Source organism: Mesorhizobium sp. AA23 (assembly GCF_001672435.1).
Taxonomy (GTDB): Bacteria; Pseudomonadota; Alphaproteobacteria; order Rhizobiales; family Rhizobiaceae; genus Mesorhizobium.
Genome location: NZ_LYTP01000012.1, coordinates 96,142 through 115,950 on the forward strand (window position 1 = coordinate 96,142; position 19,809 = coordinate 115,950).

At 65.0% G+C, this 19,809-nt stretch carries 16 protein-coding genes; 9 read left to right on the forward strand and 7 right to left on the reverse strand.

Features of this window, described 5'->3' with window-relative positions; translation table 11 throughout:
* Positions 1 to 23 precede the first annotated feature (23 nt).
* The 4 genes from mnmG to A9K66_RS11115 are packed head-to-tail and all read left to right on the forward strand — an operon-like array spanning position 24 to position 4,298.
* On the forward strand, positions 24 to 1,898 hold the full coding sequence (mnmG, locus tag A9K66_RS11100) for a tRNA uridine-5-carboxymethylaminomethyl(34) synthesis enzyme MnmG (RefSeq protein WP_067323520.1): 1,875 nt from the start codon (positions 24 to 26) through the stop codon (positions 1,896 to 1,898).
* Positions 1,895 to 2,536, forward strand: a complete 642-nt coding sequence (gene rsmG / locus A9K66_RS11105; protein WP_067323522.1) for a 16S rRNA (guanine(527)-N(7))-methyltransferase RsmG — start codon at positions 1,895 to 1,897, stop codon at positions 2,534 to 2,536. Before mnmG ends, rsmG begins: the two co-directional genes overlap by 4 nt.
* A 17-nt stretch (positions 2,537 to 2,553) precedes the next feature.
* Positions 2,554 to 3,351, forward strand: coding sequence for a ParA family protein (locus A9K66_RS11110; protein WP_067323524.1), 798 nt, complete (start codon positions 2,554 to 2,556; stop codon positions 3,349 to 3,351).
* 56 nt (positions 3,352 to 3,407) lie between these two features.
* Positions 3,408 to 4,298, forward strand: coding sequence for a ParB/RepB/Spo0J family partition protein (locus tag A9K66_RS11115; RefSeq protein WP_067323525.1), 891 nt, complete (start codon positions 3,408 to 3,410; stop codon positions 4,296 to 4,298).
* Between the two features lie 184 nt (positions 4,299 to 4,482).
* Here the strand turns inward: A9K66_RS11115 and holA are convergent, their stop codons facing one another.
* Positions 4,483 to 5,526 carry a DNA polymerase III subunit delta gene (holA, locus tag A9K66_RS11120; RefSeq protein WP_067323527.1) on the reverse strand — a complete coding sequence of 348 codons (1,044 nt, stop codon included), beginning with the start codon at positions 5,524 to 5,526 and terminating at the stop codon, positions 4,483 to 4,485.
* Between the two features lie 531 nt (positions 5,527 to 6,057).
* Between holA and A9K66_RS11125 the strand changes: the two genes are divergently transcribed.
* From A9K66_RS11125 to lpdA, 4 genes are all read left to right on the forward strand, one after another.
* Positions 6,058 to 7,290 (forward strand): 3-methyl-2-oxobutanoate dehydrogenase (2-methylpropanoyl-transferring) subunit alpha, encoded by a 1,233-nt coding sequence (locus tag A9K66_RS11125; protein WP_067323529.1) that lies wholly within the window; start codon positions 6,058 to 6,060, stop codon positions 7,288 to 7,290.
* A 3-nt stretch (positions 7,291 to 7,293) separates the two neighbouring features.
* Positions 7,294 to 8,307, forward strand: coding sequence for an alpha-ketoacid dehydrogenase subunit beta (locus A9K66_RS11130; protein WP_066991514.1), 1,014 nt, complete (start codon positions 7,294 to 7,296; stop codon positions 8,305 to 8,307).
* 13 nt (positions 8,308 to 8,320) lie between these two features.
* The gene (locus A9K66_RS11135) at positions 8,321 to 9,634 is read left to right on the forward strand and encodes a dihydrolipoamide acetyltransferase family protein (RefSeq protein ID WP_067323531.1); all 1,314 of its coding nucleotides are present in this window, start codon (positions 8,321 to 8,323) and stop codon (positions 9,632 to 9,634) included.
* Between the two features lie 276 nt (positions 9,635 to 9,910).
* Positions 9,911 to 11,308, forward strand: a complete 1,398-nt coding sequence (gene lpdA / locus A9K66_RS11140; protein ID WP_067324616.1) for a dihydrolipoyl dehydrogenase — start codon at positions 9,911 to 9,913, stop codon at positions 11,306 to 11,308.
* 171 nt (positions 11,309 to 11,479) lie between these two features.
* Here the strand turns inward: lpdA and A9K66_RS11145 are convergent, their stop codons facing one another.
* On the reverse strand, positions 11,480 to 12,583 hold the full coding sequence (locus A9K66_RS11145; RefSeq protein ID WP_067323533.1) for a saccharopine dehydrogenase family protein: 1,104 nt from the start codon (positions 12,581 to 12,583) through the stop codon (positions 11,480 to 11,482).
* Between the two features lie 120 nt (positions 12,584 to 12,703).
* On the opposite strand from A9K66_RS11145, the gene A9K66_RS11150 reads away from it, so the two are divergent.
* On the forward strand, positions 12,704 to 13,132 hold the full coding sequence (locus A9K66_RS11150) for an Lrp/AsnC family transcriptional regulator (protein ID WP_067323535.1): 429 nt from the start codon (positions 12,704 to 12,706) through the stop codon (positions 13,130 to 13,132).
* Between the two features lie 168 nt (positions 13,133 to 13,300).
* On the opposite strand, the gene A9K66_RS11155 is transcribed toward A9K66_RS11150, so the two are convergent.
* The 5 genes from A9K66_RS11155 to A9K66_RS11175 all read right to left on the reverse strand — a co-directional run bounded on the left by A9K66_RS11155 (position 13,301) and on the right by A9K66_RS11175 (position 19,711).
* A complete protein-coding gene (locus A9K66_RS11155; RefSeq protein WP_067323537.1) occupies positions 13,301 to 15,328 on the reverse strand; it encodes an aldo/keto reductase in 2,028 nt (675 codons plus the stop codon).
* 55 nt (positions 15,329 to 15,383) lie between these two features.
* On the reverse strand, positions 15,384 to 16,469 hold the full coding sequence (gene ugpC / locus A9K66_RS11160) for a sn-glycerol-3-phosphate ABC transporter ATP-binding protein UgpC (RefSeq protein ID WP_067323539.1): 1,086 nt from the start codon (positions 16,467 to 16,469) through the stop codon (positions 15,384 to 15,386).
* A gap of 12 nt (positions 16,470 to 16,481) precedes the next feature.
* Positions 16,482 to 17,318 carry a carbohydrate ABC transporter permease gene (locus A9K66_RS11165; protein WP_067323543.1) on the reverse strand — a complete coding sequence of 279 codons (837 nt, stop codon included), beginning with the start codon at positions 17,316 to 17,318 and terminating at the stop codon, positions 16,482 to 16,484.
* The gene (locus A9K66_RS11170) at positions 17,315 to 18,175 is read right to left on the reverse strand and encodes a sugar ABC transporter permease (RefSeq protein ID WP_067323545.1); all 861 of its coding nucleotides are present in this window, start codon (positions 18,173 to 18,175) and stop codon (positions 17,315 to 17,317) included. The genes A9K66_RS11165 and A9K66_RS11170 overlap by 4 nt, the downstream gene beginning before the upstream one ends.
* A 267-nt stretch (positions 18,176 to 18,442) precedes the next feature.
* Positions 18,443 to 19,711, reverse strand: a complete 1,269-nt coding sequence (locus A9K66_RS11175; protein ID WP_067323546.1) for an ABC transporter substrate-binding protein — start codon at positions 19,709 to 19,711, stop codon at positions 18,443 to 18,445.
* Positions 19,712 to 19,809: the final 98 nt, after the last annotated feature.

The window sequence follows — 19,809 nt, forward strand, 5'->3', positions numbered from 1 at the left end:
CATCTCTGAAACGGATTCTTGCAATGACCAATCACTATGACGTGGTGGTGGTGGGCGGCGGCCATGCCGGATGCGAAGCGGCGAGCGCGGCTGCGCGCGCCGGCGCCCGGACGGCGCTGGTGACGCTGCGCTTCGAGACGATCGGCGTCATGTCCTGCAATCCGGCCATCGGCGGACTCGGCAAGGGTCATCTCGTGCGCGAGATCGACGCCATGGACGGGTTGATGGGCCGCATCGCGGATGCCGCCGGCATCCAATTCCGCCTGCTCAACCGCCGCAAGGGCCCGGCGGTGCGTGGGCCGCGGACCCAGGCCGACCGCAAGCTCTATCGTCTTGCCATGCAGGCGGCGCTCCGCGAGCAGGCCAATCTCGACGTGGTGGAAGGCGAAGTCCTGGACCTCGAGATCGAGGACGGTCGGGTTGCGGCCGTGCTGGTCTCCGGTGACAGGCGGCTCGCCTGCGGCGCCGTGGTGCTGACGACCGGCACATTCCTGCGCGGGCTGATCCATATCGGCGAGAAGAAGATCGTCGCCGGCCGGATGAACGAGCAGGCGAGCCATGGGCTCTCGGCGACGATGGCGCGGGCCGGTTTCAAGCTCGGGCGGCTGAAGACCGGGACGCCCCCTCGCCTCGACGGCCGCACCATCGATTGGGCCTCACTGGAACGCCAGGCCGCAGACGATCAGCCGGTGCCGTTCTCGCTGATAACAGACCGCATCGCGAACCCGCAGATCAACTGCGGTATCACCCGCACTACGCAAGCGACACATGAGTTGATTCGCCTCAATTTGAAGCGTTCGGCGATGTATTCCGGCTCGATCGAAGGCGTTGGGCCGCGCTACTGTCCCTCGATCGAGGACAAGATCGTCAAGTTCGGCGACCGCGAGGGTCACCAGATCTTCCTCGAGCCGGAGGGCCTCGACGACGACACCGTCTATCCGAACGGCATCTCGACCTCGCTGCCGGAAAAGGTGCAGCTCGACATGTTGAAGACGATCCCCGGGCTGGAACGGGCGACGATGCTGCAGCCGGGATACGCCATCGAATATGACCATGTCGACCCGCGCGAGCTCAAGCCGACGCTGGAGACGAAACGCGTCGCCAGGCTGTTTCTGGCCGGGCAGATCAACGGCACCACCGGTTACGAGGAAGCCGGCGCGCAAGGCCTGCTTGCCGGCATCAACGCCGCGCGCGGGGCATCGTCAAGCGAGCCGGTCGTGCTCAGCCGCACCGAAGCCTATATCGGCGTGATGATCGACGACCTCACCAGCCGCGGCATTGCCGAGCCCTATCGCATGTTCACTTCGCGGGCGGAGTTCCGGCTTTCGCTGCGCGCCGACAATGCCGACGAGCGACTGACGCCGCTGGCCGACCGCTTGGGGATCGCCTCCTCCGAGCGGATGCAACGTTTCGGCGCGATCAGTGTGAAGCTCGACGCTGCCCGCGCGCTGGCAAAGTCGATCGCCTTCACGCCGAATGAAGCCGCGCGGCATGGACTGGAGATCAACCGGGACGGCGTTCGGCGTTCCGCCTACGACCTTCTCGCCTATCCCGGCGTCGATATGGTCTGGTTGACGCGGATCGAGCCACGGTTTGGCGAACTCGACCCCAAAACGGCAGAGCGGCTTGAGACCGAGGCGAAATATTCCGTCTATCTCGAGCGCCAACAGGCTGACGTGGCGCAGATCAGGCACGAGGAATCGCGGCTCATTCCGGAGACCATCGACTTCGCGGACGTGCCAGGCCTTTCCAATGAGCTGAAGCAGAAGATGAAGGCACGCCGGCCGCGCTCGATTGCCGACGCGCAGCGCATGGAAGGGATGACGCCAGCGGCTCTGGCGATCATTGTCGCGCATGTTCGCAATGCCGAGCTGGCTGCACGAAGGTCGGTCGCGTGAGTGGCGATGCCTGGGCGGACCTGCAGAAGGCAGCGGGTCCGGTTTCACGTGAAACATTCGAGCGGCTGCAGGCCTTCGAGCGGCATTTTCAAAAATGGAACCGCAGCATCAATCTGGCGGCGCCATCGACGCTAGACGACGTCTGGCGCCGCCACATCCTGGACAGCGCCCAGCTTGCGCGAATCGCGCCGACCGCAATGCGCTGGGTCGACCTCGGCTCGGGCGGCGGCTTTCCCGGATTGGTACTCGGTTTTCTGCTTGCAGAGCGGCCGGGCGCCACGATCGATCTGGTTGAAAGCAACCGCAAGAAGGCGTCGTTCCTGCAATCGGTCGTCGGCCAATTCGGCCTACCGGCGCGCGTGCTGGCGCGACGCATCGATGACAGCTATCCACTTGTTTCTGCACCGGAAGTTGTTACGGCGCGGGCATTGGCGGCGCTTCCGGACCTGCTCGATCTTGCCGCACCCTGGCTGACCAAGGGCGCGCGTTCGCTTTTTCACAAAGGCCGGGATTACCGGGCCGAAGTGGAAGAAAGCGCTCACCGCTGGAGCTTCGATCTGGTAGAACATCCAAGCATGACAGACGCTCATGGCGTCATTCTGGAAATCACCGATCTGCACCCGGCGACCCCGCAATGAATCACTGGCATCGACCCATGAAAACTGGACCGCGTATCATCACCGTTGCCAACCAGAAGGGTGGCGTCGGCAAGACGACCACGGCGATCAATCTGGCGACGGCGCTGGCCGCGATCGGCGAGCGCGTGCTGATCGTCGACCTCGATCCGCAGGGCAATGCCAGCACCGGGCTCGGCATCGAACGCAAGGATCGCACCGTCTCGTCCTATGACGTGCTGACCGGCGATCTCGAGCTGGAGGCGGCCGCGGTGCCGACCGCGGTGCCGGGTTTGTCCATCGTGCCCTCAACCCTCGATCTGCTCGGCATCGAAATGGAGATCGCCTCGGCGCCAGACCGGGTGCTGCGCCTGCGCAATGCGCTGCGTGCGGCAGCCGCGCGCGCGGCGCCGTTCGGCTATGTGCTGATCGACTGCCCGCCGTCGCTCAATCTTTTGACTTTGAATTCAATGGCGGCGGCCGATTCCGTTCTGGTGCCGCTGCAATGCGAGTTCTTCGCGCTGGAAGGCCTTAGCCAATTGCTCGAAACGGTCGAGCAGGTGCGCGGCACGATCAATCCGGACCTCACCATCCAGGGCATCGTGCTCACCATGTTCGATGGCCGCAACAACCTCGCCAACCAGGTGGTGCAGGATGTGCGCGCGCATATGGGCGACAAGGTCTACGAGACGATCATCCCGCGCAACGTGCGCGTTTCCGAAGCGCCGTCCTACGGCAAGCCGGCAATCCTTTACGATCTCAAATGTTCCGGCAGCCAGGCCTATCTGCAGCTTGCCTCGGAAGTGATCCGACGCGAGCGCAAGCTGCGCGCCGCCTGAATAGCCCAGGCAATTTCCAATAGCCGATTCGATTCCGAAACGATCTGGACAGAAGAATGAGTGAAGACCAATCGAGAAAAAGACTGGGCCGCGGCCTGGCCGCGCTGATCGGCGAGATCGATCGTCCCGTCGCGCCCGAAAAGCCGAGCGCGGTCGCGGCGGATGGCAAGGTGCCGATCGAGTTCGTCAGCCCGAACCCGAAGAACCCGCGTCGGCATTTCGGCGACGCCGAACTCACCGACCTCGCCCAGTCGATCCGCGAGCATGGCGTGGTGCAGCCGGTGGTGGCGCGGCCTTCGCCGTCGCAGCCCGGCCGCTATGAGATCATCGCCGGCGAGCGGCGCTGGCGCGCCGCGCAGCGCGCGGGGCTGACCGAAATCCCGCTCATCGTGCGCGACGTCAACGACCGCACCGCGCTGGAGCTGGCAATCATCGAGAACGTGCAGCGCGCCGATCTCAATCCGGTCGAAGAAGCGCAGGGCTATCAGCAGCTGATCGACGAGCATGGCTACACGCAGGCCGATCTCGGCCAGGTGATCGGCAAGAGCCGCAGTCATGTCGCCAACACGCTGAGGCTCCTGAAGCTGCCTGACGTCATCCGCGACATGCTGGTCGACGGCGCGTTGTCGGCCGGCCATGCCCGCACGCTGGTCACAGCCGGCGATCCGGCGGGGCTCGCCAAGCGCATCGTCGAGGAGGGGCTTTCGGTGCGCCAGGCCGAGGCGCTGGCGCAAATGCCCGCCGGACCAACACCGGCCAAAGTGAAGTCTGCGCCGAGCGCGCCGGGAAAGGATCCCGACACGCTGGCCTTGGAAAAGCTGATGACCGACACGATCGGCATGATTGTCTCGATCGAGCATAAGGCCAAGGGCGGCACGCTGCGGGTCGACTACCGGTCGCTGGATCAGCTCGATGAGTTGTGCCGGCGGCTGAAGGACGACCGATAAGTAGCTGAATTACATGAAATTAGCCGACTAATAAAGTTCTGGCTTAAGATTAGATCTAGGCTGATATATTGGTGATAGGCACAACAAGGGCCGGCCGCTGCGTTGGCCTCTTCTTTTTTGCGGCGCCCGCGATAGGCGAAAGCCGAGGCGCCGGCCAATCGCCTCACAGGGGAGGGCTGATCGCCTACCTCTGCGCCAATCTCGCGCTTTCCACCGCGATGCCGAGCAGCGCCTGACGGGCTAGCGCCTCCGACAGGTCGGGCCGCTTGCGCGTTTGCAGCACAGCTGCCTGCAGCCGGTTCAGCGCGCGGCCGAGGGCTTCGCTGTTCCAGCGCTCGAGCGTCTTTTCCACCAGCTTGCGGCGCGAGAAGAAGACCGGTGGACGCGCTCCCGCTACGACAGAGGCGGCGTTGCGGCCGCCGGATTCCATCTGGCCGCGCATGACCTGGATCGCCTGCAATTGCCGCATCGCCGAGGACAGCACCAGGAAAGGATGGCCGCCGGACGCACAATGCCGGGTGAAGGCAATGTCGAAATCTCCGACCTTGCCGTCGAGCATCGCGTCGACCGCACCGTCGAAGGAGGCGCCGGAGACATCGCCGGACAAGGCGTTGACGTCGTCGAGGTCGATCTCCTTCTTGCCATGGGCGTAGAGCACCAGCTTGTCGATCTCGCCGCGCGAGGCCAGACGGTCGCCGCCGAGATTGCGGCGCAGCGCCTGGCGGGCGTCGAGCGTCATCGACATGCCGGCCTTGCGCAGCTCGTCGTCGATCACCGAGTCGAGATCGCGGGCCTCGTCGGCATAGCAGGGCAAGGCGATGGCGTTGCCGGCTGCCTCGACGATGGCCCGCAGGCCAGTGCCCTTCTTCAGGTCGCCCGCCTCGATGAGGATGAGAGCATCCGGCGACGGCTCCGCCGTCAGCGCCTTGATGTCGTCGGCCAGCGCCTTCTGGCCGCTGGCGTTGCGGACCCAAAGCAGCCGCCGGTCGGAAAACATCGGCACGGTGCGCGCCTCGTCGAGCAGACGGCCTTCGTCGCGGTCGACTTCCGCGCCATCCAGCTTGACCACTGAGAAAGGGTCGTCGAGCGGCAGCCCGGTCTTCAACGCGAAGGTCTTGGCCCGCTCGGCGACCAGGCCGCGATCGGGGCCGTAAAGCAAGACGATGGCCATGGCCGGGTCCGGCCGCGCCAGCCACGAATCGACCTCGTATCCCTTCTTCTGTGCCATGCGGGATGAGTTAGCATGAGGCGGAGACGGAGTGAACGGAGAAGCGGCCGGCCTCTCTTCGTCATCCTCGGGCTTGACCCGAGGATCCATGCCGTGACTTTTGCCGGGGAGCGCCAGGGTGCAGAATATTCTCCAACCGCCGCAACGCGTCAACGTCGCGGCATGGATTCCACGGTCTGCGCGCGTCGCTCCGCTCCTTGCTCCGCCCTGGAATGACGACCCTGAAGCCGAGTCTGTCACGCCCCTCTGCCCTGCCGAGCAACTCCCCACGAGGGTGGAGATTAGCTGCGTCGGCCGGCGCGCATGCATTGATTGTCTTTTGTGGCGGCAAACGCTCCGCAAACTTCCGCCAAATTGCGCGACGCTTGCAAACATCGACAAGAAATTTCGGTGCCATATCTGCATCTTGTCGGCCATGTGCCGCATCGGCTCGACGAGGCTGATGACCGGGAGGACGGCCGCCATCTCGCCCGATGAAATGGCGGCGCGGATGTGCAACTATCGCACCGGCAACATTGGAGGAGGAAGGTCATGGCCGATGCTGGAATGTTGCGCTTTCATGTTCCCGAGCCCGAGGTTCGGCCCGGCGGCACGCCCGACTTCTCGAATGTGACAATCCCCAAGGCCGGTTCGGTGCCGCGGCCGGAGGTCGATGTCGATCCGCGCACCATCCGCGACATGGCCTTCTCCATCATCCGCGTGCTTAACCGCGCCGGCGAAGCCGTCGGGCCATGGGCCGGGCTGCTCACCGACGAGGATCTGCTCGAAGGCCTGCGCCATATGATGACGCTCAGGACCTTCGATGCGCGCATGCAGATGGCGCAGCGCCAGGGCAAGACTTCCTTCTACATGCAGCATCTGGGTGAAGAGGCGGTGAGCTGCGCTTTCCGCAAGGCACTCAAGCCTGGCGACATGAATTTCCCGACCTATCGGCAAGCCGGCCTGCTCATCGCCGACGGCTATCCGATGGTTGCGATGATGAACCAGATCTATTCCAACGAGGCCGATCCGCTGAAGGGCCGGCAGCTGCCGATCATGTACTCCTCGAAGGAGCACGGCTTCTTCTCGATCTCCGGCAATCTGGCGACGCAGTACATTCAGGCGGTCGGCTGGGCGATGGCCTCGGCGATCTCCAACGATTCCCGCATCGCCGCGGCCTGGATCGGCGACGGCTCGACCGCGGAATCCGATTTCCATGCGGCGCTGGTCTTCGCCTCGACCTACAAGGCCCCGGTCGTGCTCAATGTCGTCAACAACCAGTGGGCCATCTCCACCTTCCAGGGCATTGCCCGCGGCGGCTCCGGTACCTTCGCCGCGCGCGGTCTAGGCTTCGGCATCCCGTCGCTGCGGGTCGACGGCAACGACTATCTCGCCGTCCATGCGGTAGCCAAATGGGCGATCGAGCGGGCGCGTCGCAATCTCGGGCCGACCCTGGTCGAATATGTCACCTATCGTGTCGGCGCGCATTCGAGCTCGGACGATCCGTCGGCCTACCGGCCGAAGGCGGAATCGGACGCCTGGCCGCTCGGCGACCCGATCATCCGGCTGAAGAACCATCTCATCCACAAGCAAGTCTGGACGGAACAGCGCCACATTCAGGCGGAAGCCGAGATCCTCGAAACCGTGATCGCGGCGCAGAAGGAAGCCGAAAGCCACGGCACGCTGCATGCCGGCGGCAAGCCGTCGACGCGCGACATGTTCGAAGGCGTCTATGCCGAGACGCCGCCGCATCTCAGGCGCCAACGCCAGCAGGCGGGGGTCTGATCGATGCCCAGACGCACCATGATCGAGGCGATCCGCGACGCCATGGATGTCTCGATGGCGCGCGACGAGCGCGTCATCGTCTATGGCGAGGATGTCGGCTTCTTCGGCGGCGTGTTCCGCTGCACGCAGGGCCTGCAGGCCAAATACGGCAAGAACCGCTGCTTCGATGCGCCGATCAGCGAATCCGGCATTGTCGGCTCGGCGATCGGCATGGCCGCCTATGGGCTGAGGCCCTGCGTCGAGGTGCAGTTCGCCGACTATGTCTATCCGGCTTACGACCAGATCGTCTCGGAGGCGGCGCGGCTGCGCTATCGCTCCAACAACGATTTCACCTGCCCGATCGTCGTCAGGATGCCGACCGGCGGTGGCATCTTCGGCGGCCAGACGCACAGCCAGAGCCCGGAAGCGCTGTTCACGCATGTCTCCGGCCTCAAGACAGTGGTGCCGTCCAATCCGCATGACGCCAAGGGCCTATTGATCGCCGCGATCGAGGATCCGGACCCGGTCATCTTCCTGGAACCGAAGCGGCTCTACAACGGCCCCTTCGACGGCCATCACGACAACCCGGTGACGCCTTGGTCGAAGCACGAGCTCGGCGAGGTGGCGGATGGCCATTACACCGTACCGCTCGGCAAGGCGGCGATCCGCCGGCAAGGCTCGGCGGTCACCGTGCTCGCCTACGGCACCATGGTCTATGTCGCGCAGGCCGCGGCCGCGGAAACCGGCATCGATGCCGAAATCATCGACCTTAGGACGCTCCTGCCGCTCGACCTCGACACGATCGTCGCCTCGGTGAAGAAGACCGGGCGCTGCGTCGTCGTACATGAGGCGACGCTGACCTCCGGCTTCGGCGCCGAGCTCGCGGCGCTGGTGCAGGAGAATTGCTTCTACCATCTGGAGGCGCCGGTGGCGCGGGTCGCCGGCTGGGACACGCCCTATCCGCATGCGCAGGAGTGGGAGTATTTCCCCGGCCCCGCGCGGGTCGGGCGCGCGCTCGTCGAGACCATGGAAGCCTGAGGGAGGCCGGACGATGGGCGAATATGTCATCAAGCTTCCCGATGTCGGCGAAGGCGTCGCCGAGGCCGAGCTTGTCGAATGGCATGTCAAGATCGGCGACCTGGTGCGCGAGGATGCGGTGCTGGCGGCCGTCATGACCGACAAGGCGACGGTCGAGATTCCCTCGCCCGTCGATGGCGAGATCCTCTGGCTCGGCGCCGAGATCGGCGACACGGTGGCGATCGGCTCGCCGATCGTGCGGCTCAAAATCGCCGGCGAAGGCAACGTGAAAGCAGGCAGCGGTGCCAAGGCCGCGCCGAAGGCAGAAGCGCCCGCCGACCCCGTGGAGGCAAAGTCCCAACCGCTGTCGGACGCCTCGAAAGCGGCGCCGAAACCGGCACAGATCCCGGCCCAGCCTTCCGTCGCGGCGCCGAAGGCTGGGCGCCCGGCGTCCATCATCGGCGCGCCGCGCGCGGAAGGCGAAAAGCCGCTGGCTTCTCCTGCCGTCCGACTGCGCGCCAAGGAAGCCGGCATCAATCTGCGCCAGGTTGCGGGCAGCGGTCCGGCCGGGCGCATCAGCCATGAGGACATCGAGGCCTTCCTGGCGCGCGGCCCGCAGCTTGCCCGCGCGACCGGCCTTGCCCGCAAGGAGGGCATCGAGGACATCAAGGTCGTCGGGCTGCGGCGCAAGATCGCCGAGAAGATGGCGCTCGCAAAGTCGCACATTCCCCATATCACCTATGTCGAGGAGATCGACGTCACGGCGCTGGAAGAACTGCGCGCGGCGCTCAACAAAGAGAAGCGGCAAGACCGGCCGAAGCTGACGCTGCTGCCGTTCCTGATGCGGGCAATGGTCAAGGCGATCGCCGATCAGCCGAACCTCAACGCGCTGTTCGACGACGAGGCCGGCGTTATCCACCAACACGCGGGCATCCATGTCGGGATCGCCGCCCAGACGCCGACCGGGCTCGTCGTGCCGGTGGTCAAGCATGCCGAGGCCCGCGATCTCTGGGAAAGCGCCGCCGAGATCAACCGGCTTGCCGACGCGGCCAAGTCCGGCACGGCGACGCGCGATGAGCTTTCCGGCTCGACCATCACCATCACCTCGCTCGGGGCGATGGGCGGCGTGGCGACCACGCCGGTCATCAATTATCCAGAAGTGGCGATCGTCGGCGTCAACAAGATCATGGTGCGGCCGGGGTGGGACGGCACGCAGTTCATCCCGCGCAAGATGATGAACCTGTCGTCCAGCTTCGACCATCGCGTCATCGACGGCTGGGACGCCGCGGTTTTCGTGCAGCGAATCAAGGCCTTGCTTGAGACGCCGGCGCTGATCTTCGTGGAATAGTCGTATGGATACGGACGACGTTGCCCCCTCGTCATCCTCGGGCTTGACCCGAGGATTCATGCCGCGACCTCGCCCGAAGGGCGCGGCGGACCAGAATTCTGGAGCGTTGCAACGCCTTCACGTCACGGCATGGATCCTGGGGTCTACGCGCGTCACTACGCTCCTTGCTCAGCCCCAGGATGACGAGATTCCACGGATATCGGCCAATCGCCACGGTCTGCGTTCGCCAGGCCCTAACCCTCTGCCAAAATCCCCGTGCTCAGCAACGAGAAGCCCATGAAAGAGATCTCCTGCAAGCTGCTCGTCATCGGCGCCGGTCCGGGCGGCTATGTCTGCGCCATCCGCGCCGGGCAGCTCGGCGTCGACACGGTGATCGTCGAGTTCGGCAAGCCGGGCGGCACCTGCCTCAATGTCGGCTGCATCCCGTCCAAGGCGCTGATCCATGCGGCGGAAGAGTTCGAGAAGATCGCGAACATGGCCGGCGGCAAGGGGCCGCTCGGCATCGCGGTCGCCCCGCCGACGCTCGACCTGACCAAGACGGTCGCATGGAAGGACGGCATCGTTAGCCGGCTGAACAGCGGCGTCGCTGGCCTGCTGAAGAAAGCCAAGGTCAAGACCGTGCAGGGCTGGGCGACGTTCCGCGACGGCAAGACCGTCGAGGTCGAGACCGAGACGGGAAGCCAGGTGATCCGCGCCGAGGCGGTGGTGATCGCCAGCGGCTCGGTGCCGGCCGAACTGCCGTTCCTGCCCTTCGGCGGCCCGGTCATCTCGTCGACCGAAGCGCTGGCGCTGAGCGAGGTGCCGGACAAGCTCGCCGTCGTCGGCGGCGGCTATATCGGGCTCGAGCTCGGCATGGCCTTCGCCAAGATGGGCGCCCAGGTCGCCGTGGTCGAAGCCCTGCCGCGCGTGTTTGCGCAATATGATGCCGAGCTGACGCGGCCGGTGCTGAAGCGGCTCGGCGAGCTCGGCATCGAGGTGATGCTGGGTGCAAAGGCCAAGGGGCTGTCGACCAAGGGCGATGCGCTGCTGGTCGAGACGGCAGATGGCAAGAACGCCAAGATCGCCGCCGACAGGGTCCTGGTGACGGTGGGGCGCAAGCCGCTCACCGAGGGCTGGGGGCTGGAGCAGATCGACCTCGACATGGTCGGAAGATTCATCCGCATCGACGACCAGTGCCGCACCTCGATGCGGGGCATCTACGCTATCGGCGATGTCACCGGAGAGCCGATGCTGGCGCACCGGGCGATGGCGCAGGGCGAGATGGTGGCCGAGATCGTCGCCGGCCACAAGCGAGGCTGGGACAAGCGCGCGATCCCGGCGATCTGCTTCACCGATCCCGAGCTGGTCACCGCCGGCCTGTCGCCGGACGAGGCGAAGGCGCTCGCCGGCGAGATCAAGATCGGACATTTTCCGTTCGCCGCCAACGGCCGCGCCATGACCAGGCAAGGCGAGGACGGGTTCGTGCGCATCGTCGCCCGCGCGGACAACCATCTGGTGCTGGGCATCCAGGCGGTCGGGCAGGGCGTTTCGGAACTGGCCGCGGCCTTTGGCCTGGCGCTCGAAATGGGCGCGCGGCTGGAGGATATAGCAGGCACCATTCATGCGCATCCGACCCAGGGCGAGGGCTTCCAGGAAGCGGCGCTGAAGGCGCTCGGGCACGCGCTGCATGTTTAGAGGGAGCGTGATCTCCCCCCTTGAGGGGGAGATGGCCGGCAGGCCAGAGGGGGTCGCCGCGCGTGAAGCGCTGACTTCCTCTTTGGCTTTCACATGCGCTGCACTGGCTGAGAGGACCCCCCTCTGTCGCCTTCGGCGACATCTCCCCCTCAAGGGGGGAGATCACACAGCTCAGCCCGCCAGGCGGCTCGCCGTCTCGTGCTGGGCGTAGGCTCGGCCGAAGCGGTTGGCCAGAAATGCGTCGAGCGCGATGTCTTCCTGCCGGACGAAACCTTTCGCCGGCAGCGTGCCGTCGGCCAGCATGTCGAGCACGGCGCAGATGCCGGAGGCGGTGGTGATCTGGATGGCGCTGCGAACGAGGTTGCCGACGCGGTGCGAATAGATCTTGTTGGCGTAGGTCTCCTGCAGCAGGCGACCGTTGCGGCGGCCCGAGACGGTGACGAAGACGATGACGACATCCTGCAGCGTCGCCGGCAGGGCGCTCTCGAAAATGTCCTTCAGCACGTCGCGGCGGTGGCGCAGCCCGAGGTCGTTGAGCAGCGCCTTCATGATCGCGGCATGGCCGGGATAGCGGATGGTGCGGTAGTTCAGGGTCCGCACCTTGCCCTTCAGCGTCTCGGCCAGAGTGCCGAGACCGCCGGAGGTATTGAAAGCCTCATAAGTGACGCCGTCGAGCGAGAATTCCTCGCGCTCCTCCAGCGGCGGCACCTCGACCAGCTCGCCCTCGACGATCGCCTCGCATGGCTCGCAATATTCGTTGATGACGCCGTCGGTGCTCCAGGTGAGATTGTAGTTCAACGCATTCGACGGATATTGCGGCAGCGCGCCGACGCGCATGCGCACGCTTTCCAGCGTGTCGAAGCGGCTGGCCAGATCGTTGGCGACGATCGAGATGAAGCCCGGCGCCAGGCCGCATTGCGGGATGAAGGCGCTCTTGCCCTCGCGCGCCAGCTCCTTGACCCGACGGGTGCTGGCGACGTCCTCGGTGAGGTCGAGATAATGCACGCCCGCCTTCGCCGCAGCCTCGGCGATGCGGGTGGTGAGGTGGAAGGGCGCGGCGCTCAGCACGGCGAATTTGCCGGCAAGCGCTGCCTCAAGCGCGCCGGGCACGGCGATGTCGAGCTCCTTGCTCTCGACGCCGGCCGGCAATTCGGCTGCGGCGAGCTGGGCCGCCGAGCGGTCGACCACCGTGACGCGGTAGTCTCCCGTGGTAGTAAGCATTTCAGCGATGGTCGAGCCGATCTTGCCGGCGCCGACGACAACAATGTTTTTCATGACGATACCCCTGTCAGTTCGAATTGGCAGGAATCATCGCAGCTTGCCTGTCGAAAGGAAGCTCGGAATCTGGCAAAGTGAAGATGAACATAGCACAATTTGCCGAAGGGTTTCGTCGAAATGATCAGTGAAGCTGAACAGGCCCTGCTGACGCTGCTGCGCGCCAACGCGCGCGCCTCCACCGCCGAGCTGGCGAGAAAGCTCGGCGTGTCGCGCACCACGGTGCAGAGCCGGATCGAGCGGCTGGAGCAGCGCGGCATCATCGCCGGCTACGGCGTCAGGCTGTCGCCCGACTATGAGCAGGGTCTGGTCAAGGCGCATGTGCTGCTCACCGTCACGCCGAAACTCGCCGACAAGGTGGTGCGTAGCCTGGAGGCGATGCCGCCGGTCCGGACGGTGCATTCGGTGAGCGGCAATTTCGACATGATCGTCATCGTCGACGCGCCGTCGATCCGCGATCTCGACGCGCTGCTCGATCAGATCGGGACAATGGAGGGAGTAGAGCGGACGTCGTCGTCGATCATCTTGTCGACGCGGGTTGATCGGTGAGGGCAGCGAAACTGCCAATCTCCCCCAAGTGGGGAGATGGCCGGCAGGCCAGAGGAGGTCGCCTCGCGTGGAGCGCCAACTCCATCTGCCGCAGCAGGCCGAGCCCAGTCGGACCGACCCCCTCTGGCCGCCTTGCGGCCATCTCCCCCTCGAGGGGGGAGATTGGCGCTACGCCCTCCGTCTCTCCGGCCCGTTGTCCAGCCACTCCAGATCGTCCGGCGACAGCGCAATATCCAGCGCCTTGAGGCTGTCCTCCAGCTCGTCCAGCGTGCGCGGGCCGATCAGGGGAACGGACGGGAAGGGCTGCGCCAGGACATAGGCGAGCGCGACATGGATCGGGCTTTTGCCGAGCCTGCTTGCAAGTTCGATGGCGCGGTCGCGGCGGCCGAAGTTCTTTTCCGAATACCAGACCCGCACCAGCTCTTCATTGTCGGTGCGGTCGCGGCCAGCGCGGTCGGTGAAGAAGCCGCGGCCCTGGCTCGACCAGGCGAAGTTGGGCATCTGCCGCGCCGTCAGCCAAGCTTTCCAATCGTCGGTGGAAGAGGTGATGCAGCCGGCCCAGATCGGCTCCAGCATCTCGGCCAGCGAAAAATTGTTGGAAAGCGCGCCGGGCTTCTGCTTGCCGGTGCGTTCGGCATAGGCGATCGCCGCGTCCATACGCTCCATCGTCCAGTTGGAGCCGCCGAACAGGCCGCGGATGCGGCCGGCCTTGACCTCGCGGTCCATGGCATCGACGAACTCGCCGACCGGCACGTCCGGATTGTCGCGATGCATGAAATAAATGTCGACATGGTCGGTCTGCAGCCGGTCGAGCGTCTGGGCGAGCTGCTTGCCGATCACATCGGGATAACAGAGCGGCGTGTGCGCGCCCTTGGCGATGATGACCGACTGCTGGCGCACGCCGCGATTGCTCAGCCATTGCCCAAGCAGCGTCTCGGTGTAGCCGGCGCCATAGACGAAGCCGGTGTCGAACAGGTTGCCGCCGGCTTCGAAATACGCGTCGAGCAGGATCGAGCCCGAGGAGAAGGTGCGGAAATCCTCGAAGCCGAGCGCCAGGCGCGAGACGGGCTTCGGCAGGCCCGGAATCGCGCGTTTGCCGATGGCTGTGCCGTTGGCGCCGAGCGGCCGGCCGGAGATGGTGTTGACGCGCTTAGCCGGCCTTTCGATCTCGTATTCCAGCCCGACGGCGGCGCGCCATTTGTCGAGAACGCGCAACGTGCCCAGGCTGTCGGTCCAGCCCATGCCCGGCCAGGCGAATTCCTGGCGGCCGGCCAGGATCGCCTCGCCGGCGGCGTCAACCTCGAAGGAATAGAGGTGGCGGGTCTCGTTGACACTGATCACCTCGCGCGTGCCGCCGGACCGGATCACCTCGATCCGGCCCGGTCCGACATCGCGGTTGCCACCGGCGAACCAGAAGTCCGGCACCTCGATTTGGCCGTTGGTGCCGAAAATGCGCAGGACATTGTCCTGGTTAAGCGAGATGCTGCACGAGACCTCGGCGACGATGCCGCCCGGGAAATGGAGCAGCGCCGAGGCCCATTCATCGACGCCGGACTGGCCGAGATGGGCCGCACCGACGACCTTGTCCGGCTCGAGGAAAGGTTTTCCCGCCGCGGCGCCGGCAATCAGCCGCGCCATCGAGACCGGATAGCCGCCGACGTCGAGGATGCCGCCGCCGGCCAGCTCGTTGGCGTAGAGCCGGTGCTCGGGCATGAAGCCCGGCATGGCGAAGCCGAAGCACGACTTGATCATGCGGACCTCGCCGATGGCGCCCGATTTGATCAGCTCGACCAGCTGCAGCGTCTGCGGGTGCAGCCGGTACATGAAAGCTTCGCCCAGGAAGGTGCCTGCTTTTCGCGCCGCATGCATTATGGCGTCGGCCTCGAAGGCGGTGAGCGCCAGCGGCTTTTCGCACAGCACATGCTTGCCGGCTTCTGCCGCCTTGATCGCCCATTCGGCATGGCCTGGATGCGGGATCGAAATATAGACCGCATCGACGCCGTCGCCGGCAAGCAGCGCGTCATAGCCGTCGAGGATGCGCGCGCCCGGAAACGTCTCGGCAAGACCCGGCTTGCCGGGATTGCGAGCGCCGAGCGCGACTAGTTCGCCGGTACGCGACTGCGCCAGGCCGCCGGCAAAGGATTTGGCGATGCTGCCGGGTCCGAGGATGCCCCAGCGAATTTTTCCGGATGTCATGTCGAATTCTCCATGCGGTCGCCGCCACGCCTTCGCGATCGGGCAGAAAGGAAAGTCAGCGAATCCTGGCGCCTGTCTTGTCGAAGAGCAGCGAGCGCTCGGCCTTGATCGAGACGGTGAAGTGGTCGCTGCCGGCGCGCTGGCGCCTGGCCTCGCGCTCGATGATCAGCTCCTCCGGCCCGGCATCGGCGTAGACATAGCTGACCGAGCCCAGATGCTCGGAGACGTCGGCCTTGACCGAAATGTCGCAGTCGCCCTCGCCGGCCTCGAAGAAATGCTCCGGCCTGACGCCGAGCACGACTTCCGCGCCGGGCGCCGGCAAGGGGCCGCAGAGCGGCTTGCGCAGCCTGGCGCCGCGATGATTGACGAGCTCGATGGTCGCGGCGCTGTTGGACAAATCGACGACCTTCGCCGCGATGAAATTCATCTTCGGGGAACCGATGAAGCCGGCGACGAAACGGTTGGCCGGATCGTCGTAAAGGTCGAGCGGGGCGCCGATCTGCTCGACATTGCCGGCCTTGAGCACGACGATGCGGTCGGCGAGCGTCATCGCCTCGGTCTGGTCGTGCGTCACATAGATCATGGTGACGCCGAGCTCCTTGTGCAGGCGCGAGATCTCGACCCGCATCTGCACTCGCAGTTCGGCGTCGAGATTCGAAAGCGGCTCGTCGAACAGGAAGACCTGCGGCTCGCGCACGATGGCGCGGCCGATGGCGACGCGCTGGCGCTGGCCGCCGGACAATTGCTTCGGCCGGCGCTGCATCAGCTCGTCTATGCAAAGAATTTCGGCGGCGCGCTTGACCCGCCGTTCGGTGTCGGCCTTCGGATTGCCGTTCATGCGCAGGCCGAAGCTCAAATTCTGCTCCACCGTCATGTGCGGATAGAGCGCGTAAGACTGGAACACCATGGCGATGCCGCGGTCGGCCGGCTCGACATCGTTGACCACCTTGCCGCCGATGGCGATCTCGCCGCCGCTGATGTCCTCCAGCCCGGCGACCATGCGAAGAAGCGTGGACTTGCCGCATCCCGACGGGCCGACGAAGACGACGAACTCGCCATCGGTAATGTCGATATTGGCGCCATGGACGACCTCGAAGGTGCCGAAACGCTTGACGACATTGGTGAGGGTGACGGCCGCCATCTCGTTCCTATCCTATTTGACCGCGCCGGCGGCGATGCCGGCGATGAAATGGCGCTGCAGCAGCACGAAGACGATCAGCATCGGCACGGTCAGCATGACGGCGCCGGCCATGATGCCGCCCCAGGACACCTTGGTCAGGCCGATCAGGGTGCCGAGCGCCACCGGCGCCGTCATCGCGCCGGGCTGGCTGTTGATCAAAAGCGGCCAGAGATAGTTATTCCACGAGGCGAGGAAGAGAATGATGGCGAGGGCCGCCAGCATCGGCCGCGCCAAAGGCAGCGCCACGAACAGGAAGATGCGCCATTCCTTCACGCCTTCGACCCTCGCCGCGTCGAACAGCTCGGCCGGCATCATCGAAAAGGCCTGGCGCATGAAGAGCACGCCGAGCGAATTGAACAGCGGCGGCACGATCAGCGCGATCCAGGTGTTGGCGAGCTGGAAGTCGCGCGCCACCATGATGAATTGCGGGATCAGCACCACGGCGTAGGGAAGCGTGATGGTGCCGAAGATGATCGCCACCACCATGCCCTTGCCGAGGAAGTCGTAGCGCGCCAGCGCCCAACCGGCCATCGAGGTGAGCAGCACCGAAAGAAAGGTGTAGGTCACCGCCACCGAGACCGAGATGCCGATCGCGCCGACGAAATTGGTGTCGCGCTGCAGATTGTTGAAATTGTCGAGGAAGCCGTCATGCGGCAGAAGCTCGATGCCGGGGCTGAAGATGCCGTTGTCGGGCATGGTGGAGAACACCACCATCATCCACAGCGGGAACAGCCAGATCAGCGCCAGCGGCGTCAGGACGAGATGCAGCAGGATGCTGCGTCCGAGCCGCCTTTGCGAGCGCGAGGTCATTTCGGCTCCCTCGTCAGCCAGAGCTGCACTAGCGTGATGGCGATGGCGAGGCCCGCCATGGTGTAGGCGATCGCCGAGGCATAGCCGAAATTGAGCGAGCGGAAGCCCTGGCGGTAAAGCAGGAGGCCAAGGGTTTCGGTGCCGCCACCCGGCCCGCCGCGTTCGGTGATCAGGAAGGGCTCGGTGAAGAGCTGCATGGTGCCGATGATCGACAGCACGGCGCAAAAGACGATGACCGGCTTCAACAGCGGCAGGGTGATGTAAAAGAACTGCTTCACCTTGCTGACGCGGTCGAGCGTGGCGGCCTCGTAGACGTCATCGGGAATGGATTGCAGGCCGGCAAGAATGATGATGGCGTTGTAGCCGGCCCAGCGCCAGGTCACCGCGATCATGATCAGCGCCATGGCCGGCGTGACGTTGGAGAACCAGTCGATCTTCTCCAGGCCGACGCTGTTCAAGAGCTTGTTGACGATGCCGAAATCGAGGCTGAACATCAGCCGGAACACCGCCGAATAGGCGACCTCGCCGACCACGACCGGGGCGAAGAACGCAAAGCGGTAGAGGCCGCGCGCCTTGAGCAGCGGCGAATTCAAAAGCACCGCCATCACGACCGCCAGCGAGATCATCACCGGAACCTGGATGACGAGGATAAGCAGCGTGTTCTTCAGCGCGTTGAAGAAGGCGGGGTCGCCGATCAGGCGGCCCCAGTTGAAGGTCGGCGCGAAGCGCCACGGCACGGTGCGGGTCGCCTGGAAGGAGATCAGGAAGGAGCTGATGATCGGCCAGATCCAGAAGATGGCGAAGATCAGGAGATAAGGCGTGAGGAAGCGATACGCGGCGGCGTTGCGGTAGCGCATCGTGTTCCTCCTCCTTCCAGTTTCGGGTCGCGCCTTCCTAGCGGGCGCGGTGTTGATCATGTGTTGAATTGCTGGAGCAGTGCCAATGATCGATGCAGGCGCTGCCCTGTCTTGCCTTCTCCCCTCGTGGGAGAGGGTGGCCGCGAAGCGGCCGGATGAGGGGTGTTCCAGCTTGGCAACGACGGCAATCCGTCCAACACCCCTCATCCGTCTTGGCGCTACGCGCCAATCCACCTTCTCCCACAAGGGGAGAAGGAAAAGCGACGCTCACTTGACCGGCAGGCCCGTCGCAGAGGCGATCTGGCTGGCGGCGTCGTCGAGTGCGGCCTTGGCATCGGGATAGCCGCCGGCAAGATACTTGGTCTGCACGGCCCGCACGATGATCTCGGCATCGCTCTGGAACTGCGTGCCGCGGCTCGGCACGACCTTCGGCAGCGTGGCGAGGATATCCTTCCAGACCGCCTGGCCGCCCCAATAGGGCTGGCCCTGCGCGACGTAAGGATCGTCGAGCGCGGAAATCAGCGACGGCACCAGGCCGAAATCCTTCAGCATGGTGATCTGGCCTTCATTGGTCTCCAGCGTGTATTTTAGATAGGCGTAGGCCGCTTCCTTGTTCTTGCTGGCCGAGGTGATGGCCAAAGAGGAGCCGCCGAGATTGGCGGCGCGCGGGCCGTCGGCGGTCAGGGTCGGCATCAGGTAGACGCCCCATTTGCCGCTTTCCTTCGGCGATTCGGTGCGGATCGTGCCCTCATACCAGCCGCCATAGACCTGGGTGGCGACGGTGCCGGCCGTGTTGTTGGTGATCTTGGTCGACCAGTCGGCCGACGAAACGATGCCGGCGTCTTTCATTTCCTTGACCTTGGTCATGGCGTCGACGCATTTCGGCTGGTTGACCGTGATCGACTGGCCGTCCTCGGCGAAATAGGCGCAGCCCTGCTCGTTGGAGATCATGCGGAAGAATTCGGTATCGCCGTTGAAGTCGGCGTTGGTCATTGTGACGCCGGGGTTGGCGGCCTGGATCTTCTTGCCGGCGGCGATGAAATCATCCCAGGTCTTGATCGATGCGGGGTCGACACCGGCCTTCTCGTAGAAGTCGCGGCGGTAGAAGACGGCGACCGGGCCGGAATCCCAGGGCATCGCATAGGCCTTGTCGCCGACTTCGAGCTCGGTGCGCTTGAAATCGGGGAATTTCTTCTGGTCTTCCGCGCTGTAGCCCAGCGTGTGCAGGTCGACGAAGCAGTCCGGGAACTGGCTCCAATAGTTCTCGGCCTCGCCGTTCTCGATCGAGACGATGTCGGGCAGGCCGACACCACCGGCGGCGCAGCCGGCGATCGACTTGTCATAGGTCGGCTGGTTGCCGAGGTCCTGAACGGTGACCTTGATGTCGGGGTACTTCTTGTTGAAGCCCGCGACGGTGGCCTTCAGCGACGAAGCGGCGATGTTCCAGCTCCAGATCGTGAGTTCGCCGGATTGCGCCAAAGCGGGGCCGGAGCCCAGGGCAAGCAAAAGCGCGGCGCAGGTCAGTGTGGTGCGCATTGAAATCCTCCCATTTCGTTTGCTCTCTCACCGTGAGCCTGGCTAGATTATGCGGCGCGGAAGGCTTGTCCCCGACAAAGGGAATAAGAAATTGGCGG

Coding starts and splice junctions, on each gene's coding strand:
- mnmG (WP_067323520.1), top strand. CDS start 24: ATGACCAATCACTATGACGTGGTGGTGGTGGGCGGCGGCCATGCCGGA.
- A9K66_RS11110 (WP_067323524.1), top strand. CDS start 2,554: ATGAAAACTGGACCGCGTATCATCACCGTTGCCAACCAGAAGGGTGGC.
- A9K66_RS11115 (WP_067323525.1), top strand. CDS start 3,408: ATGAGTGAAGACCAATCGAGAAAAAGACTGGGCCGCGGCCTGGCCGCG.
- holA (WP_067323527.1), bottom strand. CDS start 5,526: ATGGCACAGAAGAAGGGATACGAGGTCGATTCGTGGCTGGCGCGGCCG.
- A9K66_RS11125 (WP_067323529.1), top strand. CDS start 6,058: ATGGCCGATGCTGGAATGTTGCGCTTTCATGTTCCCGAGCCCGAGGTT.
- A9K66_RS11130 (WP_066991514.1), top strand. CDS start 7,294: ATGCCCAGACGCACCATGATCGAGGCGATCCGCGACGCCATGGATGTC.
- A9K66_RS11135 (WP_067323531.1), top strand. CDS start 8,321: ATGGGCGAATATGTCATCAAGCTTCCCGATGTCGGCGAAGGCGTCGCC.
- lpdA (WP_067324616.1), top strand. CDS start 9,911: ATGAAAGAGATCTCCTGCAAGCTGCTCGTCATCGGCGCCGGTCCGGGC.
- A9K66_RS11145 (WP_067323533.1), bottom strand. CDS start 12,583: ATGAAAAACATTGTTGTCGTCGGCGCCGGCAAGATCGGCTCGACCATC.
- A9K66_RS11150 (WP_067323535.1), top strand. CDS start 12,704: ATGATCAGTGAAGCTGAACAGGCCCTGCTGACGCTGCTGCGCGCCAAC.
- A9K66_RS11155 (WP_067323537.1), bottom strand. CDS start 15,328: ATGACATCCGGAAAAATTCGCTGGGGCATCCTCGGACCCGGCAGCATC.
- ugpC (WP_067323539.1), bottom strand. CDS start 16,469: ATGGCGGCCGTCACCCTCACCAATGTCGTCAAGCGTTTCGGCACCTTC.
- A9K66_RS11165 (WP_067323543.1), bottom strand. CDS start 17,318: ATGACCTCGCGCTCGCAAAGGCGGCTCGGACGCAGCATCCTGCTGCAT.
- A9K66_RS11170 (WP_067323545.1), bottom strand. CDS start 18,175: ATGCGCTACCGCAACGCCGCCGCGTATCGCTTCCTCACGCCTTATCTC.
- A9K66_RS11175 (WP_067323546.1), bottom strand. CDS start 19,711: ATGCGCACCACACTGACCTGCGCCGCGCTTTTGCTTGCCCTGGGCTCC.